Here is a 10,058-nt window from a genome sequence, read left to right on the forward strand (position 1 = left end):
ACATGGCCAGCCATGCCATGCCTGCCGTCCAGGCGCCGACATCATTGACCGGGCAATCGGTCGATGAACTCATCTTCGCCAGCCAATCGCTGGATGACGGAACGATGAGGACGCAACTGTCGGTCCCGACCGCGCATTGCGGCGGATGCATGGCGAAGATCGAGCGCATCCTTGGTAACCTCGAGGGCGTCGTAGCGGCTCGGGTCAATCTATCGACGCGGCGTGTGACCGTCACATGGCGGCAAGCGCAAACCGCGAGTGCACCGCCTTTGCTGGCAACGCTGAACGAGGCGGGCTTCGAGGCAAATCTTCTCAGCCAACCGGACGAACGCGCCGATCCCGAAAAGCGCCGGCTGATCGTCGCGACAGCGGTCGCCGGCTTCGCGGCGATGAACATCATGCTGCTTTCGGTGTCGGTCTGGTCAGGCGCCGACCCCGCTACGCGGCAGCTGTTCCATCTCATCTCGGCGCTGCTCGCGCTTCCCGCGGTATTCTTTTCGGGGCGCATCTTCTTCTTGTCGGCATGGTCGGCATTGCGCGCGGGACGCACCAATATGGATGTGCCCATCTCGATCGGCATCGTCCTGACACTGGGTCTCAGCATCTACGACACGCTGCATTTCGGACGCCATGCCTATTTCGACGCGGTCGTGACGCTGATCTTTTTCCTGCTTGTCGGACGAACGCTCGACCATGCCATGCGTGACAAGGCCCGTTCGGCCGTGCTCGGGCTGACGCGAATGACGCCTGCGGGCGCGAATGTAATCGGCACGGATGGATCGCGCGCTTTTAGACCGCTCGAGGATGTCTCGGTGGGTGATGTCATCCTCGTCGCGCCAGGCGAGCGTGTTCCGCTGGATGGTCTTGTCCTTGCGGGCGAGGGCGATCTCGACACTGCCGCGGTCACGGGCGAGGCGATGCCGGTGCCGGTACGACCGGGAAGCACGCTCGTTTCGGGCATGCTGAATCTCAATGGTTCGCTCAAGGTGCGTGTGACCAACAGCCACGCGCGGTCCTTTCTATCCGAAATGGTGCGAATGATGGAAGCGGCCGAGCAGGGCAGAGCACGCTATCGCCGTCTCGCCGACCGTGTTGCGGCCTATTACTCGCCGATCATCCATTCGCTGGCCTTGGCCGTGTTTGCCGGGTGGTTCCTTGACACAGGCGATTGGCATCGGGCGCTGACCATTGCCATTTCGGTGCTCATTGTGACCTGTCCCTGCGCGCTTGGTCTCGCCATACCCATGGTTCAGGTCGCCGCGGCGAAGCGCTTGTTCGAGCACGGCATCGCGCTCAAGGATGGAAGCGCGCTCGAGCGGCTTGCACAGGTCGATACCGTGATTTTCGACAAGACCGGCACGCTCACTCATGGCGATTTGCGAGTGAGCAAGATCGCCATCGATGAACCCTATCGCGCAATCGTGATGGCGCTGGCGTCGCGTTCCAACCATCCCGTCGCACGCGCGATTGCCGCCAACGGCGGCGCCTTGTCCGGCCTCGATCTGGACAGTTTTTCCGAGCTGCCGGGCCGGGGTTTGGAGGGCCAGCGGAACGGCCATCTGTTTCGCCTGGGGCGTGCCGATTGGGCTTTGAATCCAGGCACGGGCGAGAGTGGCGGTTTCCAGACCGTGTTCTCGGTCGATGGTGAGCTTGCCGGCCATTTTGCCTTCTTGGACGTTGAAAAGACGAGTGCGCGGGAAGCGGTGGCCAAGCTTGACGCGCTTGGGCTGCCTATCGAACTGCTTTCGGGCGATCACATTGCTTCTGTGTCGGGGTTCGCGAACGCGATCGGTATCGCCCACTGGCGTGCCGGATTGCTGCCGCAGCATAAGGTGGAGCGGCTTCAGGCGCTGGCGGACAGTCAGCGCCTGACCTTGATGGTGGGTGATGGGCTGAACGATGGACCGGCACTGGCGGCGGCGCACGTTTCGATGGCTCCTTCCAATGCCGCCGACATCGGTCGGGCGGCCGCGGATATTGTTTATCTCGGCCAGGATCTCGATGCGGTTCCGCGCGCTGTGCAGATCGCGCGCGCGGCCCGGCAACGTGTCCGCCAGAACCTGGCGCTTTCCGTCGGTTATAACCTTTTGGTGATTCCTGTGGCCATGGCGGGCTATGTCACCCCACTGCTTGCTGCCGTCGCCATGTCGCTTTCGTCGATTTCGGTCGTTGCGAACTCTCTGCGAATTCCCGCAGCACGCGGATCACGGCTTAGCAGGCGAGCGCCGGCACCGACCCTCGTTCCCCTGGCCGCTACCCGATGAGCGGGATCCTGTGGCTGGTGCCGGTCGCGCTGCTGATGGGCCTTGCTGGGCTGGGCGCCTTTCTTTGGTCGATGCGCACCGGGCAGTATGATGATCTGGATGGAGCGGCCGAGCGAGTCGTGACCGACGCCAAGTCAGACCAGCCTCTTGTCGAACCTGATGATTGGCGACCCGAAACCGAGGGCGAGGCAAATCGTTTGCGATAAGGATGGTGGTGTGGACACCATTGGGCAAAGGACGAAGTGATGATGCAGGCACCGAGTTGGAATTGGGTGGGCGTCCTTGCCTTCATCTGCGGGGCGGCGGTCATCATTCCCAGCCTTGTCGCGCTTGCACTCAGTCTTGCCGCTGTTGCCCGAAACCTCCTGTGAGGCTGGCATCGGTCTGACGGAGGGATAGTGGTCTACCTTGGAAAAACTGGTCCAATTCTGAAGAGAGCCCATTTGGGCATGAGAATTGGAGAAATGTATGGGACGTCAGAGGTTTACGCCGGAGCAGATCATAGCGAAGCTGCGTGAAGTAGAGGTGATTGTGGGGCGAGGCGGCACAGCGGTGGAGGCTTGCCGCCAGATCGGGATCGCGGAGCAGACGCTATATCGGTGGCGCAAGGAATATGGCGGGCTGAAGGTCGACCAGGCGCGGCGAATGAAGGATCTGGAGCGCCAGAATGCGCGGCTGAAGAAGCTGGTGGCCGACCTCGCGCTCGACAAGGCGATCCTGCAAGAGGCGTCGAAGCTGACTTTTTGAGTCCCTCCCGTCGCCGTGAGGCGATCGAGCAGATCCGTCGCGCGTTGCCGGTATCGGAGCGACGGACCTGCCGTGTTCTGGGCCAGCATCGTTCGACACAGCGCCATCCACCGAAGGATGATGCCGACGAGCGGCGGCTAACAGCCGACATCATCGCGCTGGCCAAGGACTATGGCCGGTATGGCTATCGCCGCATCCATGTCTTGCTGGGCCAGGCGGGCTGGCAGGTCAGCCTGTCAGTGGTTGAGCGTATCTGGCGGCGGGAGGGTCTTAAAGTGCCGAAGCGGCAACCGAAACGGCGGCGGCTCTGGCTCGGCGACGGATCGTGCATCCGGCTGCGCCCGGAGCATCGCGGCATGTGTGGTCCTACGACTTCGTCGAGGATCAGACGCACAACGGTCGCAAGTTCCGAATGCTCAACATTATCGACGAGTTCAGCCGGGAATGCCTGGCGATGGTGCCGCTGCGGCGCTTCCGGTCGAACGACGTGATTGACGTGCTGACCGATCTGTTCATCGAGCATGGGCCGCCCGAGCATATCAGATCCGATAACGGCCCCGAGTTCGTCGCTAATGCGGTGCGCGAGTGACTCGGCAGGCTTGGCGTCATTACCCTCTATATCGAGCCCGGCAGCCCATGGGAGAACGGCTATATCGAAAGCTTCAATGCCCGTCTGCGAGATGAACTGCTCAACGGCGAAATCTTCTACAGCCTTGAGGAGGTGCGGATCGTCACCGGCTGGTGGCGCGATCATTACAACCGAGCACGGCCCCACAGCAGTCTCGGATATCGACCACCGGCCCCGGAGACGATCAAGATGCCAGCCTGGCCGCTCGGCTCCGCTACGCTCCGCCTCCCGCCCAGGCTGGTATCAGAGGCGCAGATCAACTAACTACACAACCGGACCAGTCATTGCGGGCAGTCCATGTCCTGAGCTCGGCCCATCGCGATGTTGCGACATGGCTCTGCCGTTGCCTGGCGCCGAGGGAAAGCGCCCTCCGCCTGACTGATCCCCTAAGCCCGGACGGTTGCCGTGGGGCAACCCCCGCGGTGCCGGACCGGGTTGTCGCTCGCGCGCCTGCCCGCACCACTCCGGCCCTTGTGGGTCGGGTCGCCGCTTGCGCGTCGATGCCCTCGTCTCCCGCCGGTCTTGGCCGGGTCTCGTCGGAGGGACGGTCCCTCGGACGGAAGCAACGGAGATTTGATCATGCAGAACATCGTCATTCTTGCCGGCAATATCGGCATGGATCCGGAGAGCCGCACCACCCAGGGCGGGACCCGCATCACCCACTTCACCCTGGCGACCTCGCGTCCCCGCTATTCGGAAGGCAAGGTCGTTCGCGATGAGAAAGGCTACCGCGTCCAGGACACCGAATGGCATCGGATCACCGCGTTCAATGGCCTCGGCAAGACCGTGCAGGAGCATTGCACCAAGGGCATGAAGCTGCTGGTGCGCGGCCGCATCCATTACAGCGAATGGACCGATGGCGACGGCGTCGAGCGCTACGGCACCGAGATCATCGCCGAGACGATCGACTTCCTCAGCCGGGCGAAATCGAAGTCCGACGAGGCCGGCGACCCTGATCCTGAGCTCGACGACGACGTGCCCTTCTGACCCCCGGATCCCCGCGCGCTTGTGGCGCGCGGGGGCATCCAGCGGCGAGCCGGATTTGCCATAGCTCGCGAGGGATTTTGCAGGCGGGGGCGTCTGCACTATCCGCTTTCCGTCGCATGGGATCGAAGATCGCATACCACACCGACCTCAACGAGGCCACGCTCAAAAATACGCCGCGCGGTCCGATATGGGTCCTCAAGGCGCGGGGCGGAAGCGAAAGCTGGTGGAACGCCTACACTGGCGAAAATGTCGATGAGATCAGTCTGGCAGACTCTCGGCGCTATGCTCTGATGTCCTACAAAGGATCCGGCAGGCTGCAGGCGGTCGACTATCAGGAAACGGCGCCCGAGGAAGCGCAGGTCGGCGGGCCGCTGTGGCGCGCCAGCTTCGCCGACAAGGAGCATAGTCGCCTCTATCTGGATCCGTTCACCGGAGAGGTGCTCAGTCGCCGTTCGGACCTGTGGGACTTCTATGATTTCTTTTACAAAATCCATATCATGAACCTTGGCGCCTCGCGCAGTTACAACCATCCACTGATCGTTGTCGCTGCATCGGCGACGTTGCTCATCGTGGTCACCGGGATCGTCATTCTGTTTTATCGCCTTGCGAAGGATCTCAAACGACTGCTGACGAAACGTCGCGCATCAAGGCCTGCGACCTGAGGTCATCGCGCTGCGACGGGCTCACTTGCCGATCCACTCCGGTTCGGCTGTGGCCGCGCAATTCTGATCGTCGCTCGGCCCGCCGTGCCCACGGGCAGCGCGAGCAGATGAGCCGCCGTATCTTCGCGGTCGGGTAATGTCGCGGGGTGCGATGGAGCTTGCTGTGTCCTGATCGGCGCGCGGGCGGGCAACGCGCGCCTCGCACGATCACACGCGCAGCAGTCGCCCCACCGCCCGCATGATCGTCGCCCTGCGCGCCGCATGCTCGGTAGCGTCGCGTGCGGCTCCGGTCATGCACCAGAGCTGGGTGAGGGCGGCGACAAGCCGGACGACGTCCATGGGCGTGAAGTCGGCGACGATCCGCCCCTCGGCCTGCGCCGCTGCGATCCCGTCCAGCTTCTCCCCGAGAAGGACCTCGCCGGCCGGGAGCATCAGAACATCCTGGCCACGCTCCAAATGATGCCAGGTCAGCAGCCTCCACAAGCGCGGGCGCTCGACCAGCAAGTCATAGGTGCGCCCCGCATAACCCTCAAGATCATTGGGATCGAAGCGATCGGCCTGCGCCGCGTCCATCACTTCCTGCGTCAGCGCGGCATCGAAGAGCGCCTCCTTGTCCCCGAAATAGGTGTAGAGCATCGGCTTGCTGATACCCGCCGCCTGCGCAATGCGATCGATCCGCGCGCCCGCCAGCCCATGGGACGCGAACTCCTCGGTCGCTGCAGCCAGGAGCGTCTCGCGGCTCTGTGCGGCATTCCGCCTGGTTCGTTCCTTCATCACACCTCCCGGCATTGACGCATTCCACATATGAAGTTACCTACCAGTTGGTAATATATGGAGCAGCATATGTCCAATCACTGGTTTCTCACGGGCGCGTCCAGCGGCATTGGCCGCCATCTGGCCGAACTGATCCTGGCCGCGGGCGACGACCTTACCGCGACGGCTCGCAGGCCCGAAAGCCTCGACGACCTTGCGGCGAAATATCCGAGCCAGCTGCGCGTCGAAGCGCTCGACGTCACGGTCAAGGACGATATTGCTGCGGTCGTGGCCCGGGCGCAGGCGCGTCGACCCGTCGATATTCTGGTCAACAACGCCGGCGGCGGCGTGATCGGCGCCACCGAAGAGATGTCGGACGCCGAGGTCGAAGGCCAGATCGCGCTCAATCTCATGGCGCCCATCCACATCACCCGCGCCTTTGTCCCCGCGATGCGCCTGCGCGGGAGCGGCCGGATCATCCAGATCTCCAGCGCCAGCGGTCAGGGCTCGCTTCCGACGAGCAGTCTCTATCATGCGGCCAAATGGGGCCTGGAGGGCTTCAGCGAATGCCTCCGCCAGGAGCTTGAACCCTTCAACCTGTTCGTGACGCTGATCGAGCCGGGTGGCGCGCGCACCAGCTTCAGCCACAACCTGCAATTCGCCAGCGAGATCGCCGCCTATCGCGATACGCCCGCCGGCGATATCCGCAAGATGTTCGAGACCGCCGGAAACGAGCTCTACACGCTCGACCCGCAAAAGATCGCGCAAGCGATCGTCGATGTCGCAACCAGCGACCATCCGCCGCTGCGCGTGACTCTGGGGGGTGACGCTTTCGGCGTTGTCCAGGCGGCGCTGCAATCGCGGCTCGCCTTTCTGCAGTCCCAGGAAGCGCTCGCGCGCTCGGTCGCTTTCGACAGTTGAGCTTTCCCGTCTTCCAGCTTTCGTCTCCGCGCGGTGCGATGCGCCTCACCGGGGCCCGGCAACCCCTGTCGTCAGCGCCGCTATCCGATACTTAGGTATAGCCATCCGACACGATTGCCGAAGCGCCAAACGGGCAATCGCTTGGTACCATCGCAAGAGAGGAAAACCTTCGCGGTCGCCAATCAAGGGTGCGCGGACCTTCGCAGTCTGCGTGCCCTTGATGTGGCAGCGCGCCGCCCAGCCACGCGCGTCATGAACGGGAGCGGCCTTCTGCGAAACCCAACGCTCCGCCGCATCTTCTATAAGCTCTCGCTCGAATTGCTGCGCGCCGCCTTCGTCTTCCTGCGACTGGGGTTAAAGGGCGAGGCGCGCCTGCTTGTGCACGCGTCTCAATGGGCGAGGCACACGGCTTCCGGTCGCCGCCGCAGGTGGCGGCACCGGAAAGTGCCATGAGCGTCGTCGCCGCCTTTCTTTATCACGAGGGCAAACGGCTGCGGCCGGTGACCCTGATCGATCCGGCGTGCGAGCATATCGCCAAGGATGACTTTGTGTGGATCGGCCTCTCCCAGCCCAGCGAAACAGAACTTGCCGACATCGCCGGAAATTACGGCCTTCACCCGCTTGCCGTGGAAGATGCCGGCAACGGCCACCAGATTTCCAAGCTCGACGTCTACGGTGACCAGTTGTTCATCGTCGCCAGGACGGCACATCTTGAAGGCGATCATATCGCCTACGGCTCCACCGCGATTTTCCTGGGCAAGAATTTCCTCATCACCGTTCGGCAGGGTTCGGCACGCTCGCACAGCGAGCTTCGCGCGCATCTCGAAATCACGCCGGACCTGCTGCGCGAGGGCCCGGACTATGTGCTCCATGCCATTCTGGACTTCATCGTCGATGGCTATTTCCCGATCGTCGAGGCGATCGAGGAGGACGTCCTCAAGATGGAGCAGCGCATGCTTGCAGCCTTTCTCACCCGCGAGGAGGTGACCCGGATTTTCACGCTGCGGCGTGAGCTCGTCCGCTTCCAACGCGTGCTCGGACCCATGCTCGAGGTCGGTCGCAAGCTGGTGAACCTGCAGCTTCCGCGGCTTGATGAGGCCTCCAAACCCTATTTCCGTGATTTGCTCGATCACATGCTCCGGGTTGAGAGCGCCATCACCGGCATCCGCGACATCCTGATCTCGGTGTTCGAGGCGAGTCACCTGCTCGAACAGCAGCGCCAGGGTGCGATCACGCGTCAGCTCGCCGCCTGGGCCGCGATCCTCGCGGTGCCTACCGCGATTGCCGGGATCTACGGGATGAACTTCGAGAATATGCCCGAACTGAAGACGCAGTGGGGATATTTCGTCATCCTCGGCGTCATCGCTGCGGTCTGCATCGGACTCTACATCCGGTTCAAACGCAACCACTGGCTTTGACGTCGCTGACCGCTGTCCACATCGCGCAGGGCTGAGGCCGCCGGGGGCAGGTTGCCACAGTTCAATGCTTTCGAAGCGTCTCGGCGCGGTGCCGGTCCAACGCATCGAGCAAAGCCCTGCCGATCAACGGCTTTGCGAGAACGTGATCGAAGCCCGCCTCGGCGGCCCGCGAGGCCAGCAGCGTGTCGTGAAAGCCTGAGATCATGATGGCCCGTCCCGACCATCCGATCTCGCGAAAGTGACGCAGCATCGCGAATCCGTCGATGTCGGGCATGCGATAGTCGAGGATGACGCAGTCCGCCTCCTTCGCGCGGGGGTCGGCCAACAGCGCGCGGCCGGTCGTATATCCCCACACGGCATAGCCGCGCGATCTCAGCAGCAGCTGGAGGCCACGCCGCACGCCGGGATCGTCGTCGGAGACGAGGATGGTGTATCTGCCATCATGCTGGGTGGAACGGACCGATGGCATTGCGAGAAGCGGACACCCGTGTGACGATTGCACCATCGATCGCATATCGCGCCTCGTCCCGTCGCTACGTAGAGGTCGCAGTCACTTCGGCTTGCGGCCCATGCCCGCGGCAAAGGCGATCCGCAGGGCTTCGGACAGATTGCGGACCTCGAGCTTGGCCATCAGGCTCGCGCGATGGACCTCGACCGTTCGCGATGAACAGCCCAGATCATAGGCGATCGTCTTGTTGGGCAGGCCGTTGGCCAGCCTTTCGAGCACTTCCCGCTCCCGGGGCGTCAGTGCAGCGACCCGCACCCCTGCTTCGGACGTTTCCAGGGTACGAAGGTCGACATCGTCGAGACGCGCGAACGCGCGGCTGACGGCGCCGAGCAGGGCGGCTTTCTCGAAGGGTTTCTCGAGAAAGTCGACCGCGCCGCCTTTCATGGCCTGCACCGCAACCGACACGTCGCCATGGCCGGTCAGGACGATGACCGGCATGTTGACCCCGCGTGCTGCCATGGCGGCCTGAACCTCGAGACCGTCCATCTCGGGCATGCGCACGTCGAGGATGACGCAGCCGACGGCCGCCGACTTCGCCTCCTTGAGAAACTCCACGCCCGAGGCATAGGTCACGACGTCGTAGCCCGCGGTCTTGAGCGCAAAGCTCGCCGCCTTGCGGATGCTCTCCTCGTCGTCGACCAGATGGATGACGCGTCTATCCCCCATGTTCCTCCTCCGCCCGCGCATGGATCAAGGTAAAATGAAAGCGCGCGCCGCCGCGGTCGGGGCGCTCCATCCAGATACGGCCCCCATGCGCTTCGATGATGGTCCGGCAGATCGAAAGGCCGAGGCCCATGCCGTCGGCCTTTGTCGACTTGAACGCCGTGAAGAGCTGCTCCCGGACCTCGTCGGCGATGCCGGGGCCGGTATCCTCCACGGTCACCTCGATCAGCCCGTCAGGGCGCAACCTGGTCGCCACCTTGAGGTCGCGAACCGGACACTCCGCCATCGCCTCGATGGCATTGCGCATCAGGTTGACCAGCACCTGCTGGATCTGCACCCTGTCGACGAGGACCGGCGTCGCGGCGGGATCGACCGCGAAAAAGCTGCGTATGCCGCGCTCGCGTGCGCCGACCAGCGCGAGCTGGCTCGCCTCGGCGATGACCTGCGGCAGCTCGTGGAGGCTCTTGTCGACCTCGCCGCGGGCGACGAAATCGCGCAGGCGCCGGA

At 63.5% G+C, this 10,058-nt stretch carries 11 protein-coding genes and 1 pseudogene; 8 read left to right on the forward strand and 4 right to left on the reverse strand.

The annotated features are described in order from the left end of the window. The first annotated feature begins 2 nt into the window (after positions 1 to 2). From AX703_RS03035 to AX703_RS03060, 6 genes and pseudogenes are all read left to right on the forward strand, one after another. On the forward strand, positions 3 to 2,264 hold the full coding sequence (locus AX703_RS03035) for a heavy metal translocating P-type ATPase (RefSeq protein ID WP_004212717.1): 2,262 nt from the start codon (positions 3 to 5) through the stop codon (positions 2,262 to 2,264). Further along, positions 2,261 to 2,470 (forward strand): cbb3-type cytochrome oxidase assembly protein CcoS, encoded by a 210-nt coding sequence (gene ccoS, locus AX703_RS03040; protein WP_004212718.1) that lies wholly within the window; start codon positions 2,261 to 2,263, stop codon positions 2,468 to 2,470. Before AX703_RS03035 ends, ccoS begins: the two co-directional genes overlap by 4 nt. Positions 2,471 to 2,509: 39 nt before the next feature. Then, a complete protein-coding gene (locus AX703_RS28630) occupies positions 2,510 to 2,635 on the forward strand; it encodes a hypothetical protein (protein ID WP_004212719.1) in 126 nt (41 codons plus the stop codon). Between the two features lie 97 nt (positions 2,636 to 2,732). Then, a pseudogene (locus AX703_RS03050) lies at positions 2,733 to 3,903 on the forward strand (IS3 family transposase). A gap of 315 nt (positions 3,904 to 4,218) precedes the next feature. Next, positions 4,219 to 4,626, forward strand: a complete 408-nt coding sequence (locus AX703_RS03055; protein ID WP_004212722.1) for a single-stranded DNA-binding protein — start codon at positions 4,219 to 4,221, stop codon at positions 4,624 to 4,626. Positions 4,627 to 4,742: 116 nt separating this feature from the next. Further along, entirely contained in the window at positions 4,743 to 5,288 is a 546-nt protein-coding gene (locus AX703_RS03060) for a PepSY-associated TM helix domain-containing protein (RefSeq protein ID WP_062342556.1), read from the forward strand. A gap of 207 nt (positions 5,289 to 5,495) precedes the next feature. Here AX703_RS03060 and AX703_RS03065 read toward each other — a convergent pair whose 3' ends face one another. Beyond that, complete coding sequence (locus tag AX703_RS03065) at positions 5,496 to 6,062, reverse strand: TetR family transcriptional regulator (RefSeq protein WP_004212724.1); 567 nt, start codon at positions 6,060 to 6,062, stop codon at positions 5,496 to 5,498. A gap of 69 nt (positions 6,063 to 6,131) precedes the next feature. On the opposite strand from AX703_RS03065, the gene AX703_RS03070 reads away from it, so the two are divergent. Together AX703_RS03070 and corA are read left to right on the forward strand one after the other, a co-directional pair. Further along, complete coding sequence (locus AX703_RS03070; protein ID WP_021245217.1) at positions 6,132 to 6,962, forward strand: SDR family oxidoreductase; 831 nt, start codon at positions 6,132 to 6,134, stop codon at positions 6,960 to 6,962. Between the two features lie 449 nt (positions 6,963 to 7,411). After that, the gene (gene corA, locus AX703_RS03075; protein WP_004212726.1) at positions 7,412 to 8,380 is read left to right on the forward strand and encodes a magnesium/cobalt transporter CorA; all 969 of its coding nucleotides are present in this window, start codon (positions 7,412 to 7,414) and stop codon (positions 8,378 to 8,380) included. 61 nt (positions 8,381 to 8,441) lie between these two features. Here corA and AX703_RS03080 read toward each other — a convergent pair whose 3' ends face one another. The 3 genes from AX703_RS03080 to AX703_RS03090 form a co-directional block, all read right to left on the reverse strand. After that, positions 8,442 to 8,849 carry a response regulator gene (locus AX703_RS03080; RefSeq protein WP_062342558.1) on the reverse strand — a complete coding sequence of 136 codons (408 nt, stop codon included), beginning with the start codon at positions 8,847 to 8,849 and terminating at the stop codon, positions 8,442 to 8,444. Positions 8,850 to 8,930: 81 nt separating this feature from the next. Further along, complete coding sequence (locus AX703_RS03085; protein ID WP_013039093.1) at positions 8,931 to 9,554, reverse strand: response regulator transcription factor; 624 nt, start codon at positions 9,552 to 9,554, stop codon at positions 8,931 to 8,933. Then, on the reverse strand, positions 9,544 to 10,058 hold a 515-nt coding region (locus AX703_RS03090; RefSeq protein WP_156451879.1), incomplete at its 5' end, for a sensor histidine kinase. The genes AX703_RS03085 and AX703_RS03090, both read right to left, overlap by 11 nt.

Source organism: Novosphingobium sp. CCH12-A3 (genome assembly GCF_001556015.1).
Taxonomy (GTDB): domain Bacteria; phylum Pseudomonadota; class Alphaproteobacteria; order Sphingomonadales; family Sphingomonadaceae; genus Novosphingobium; species Novosphingobium subterraneum.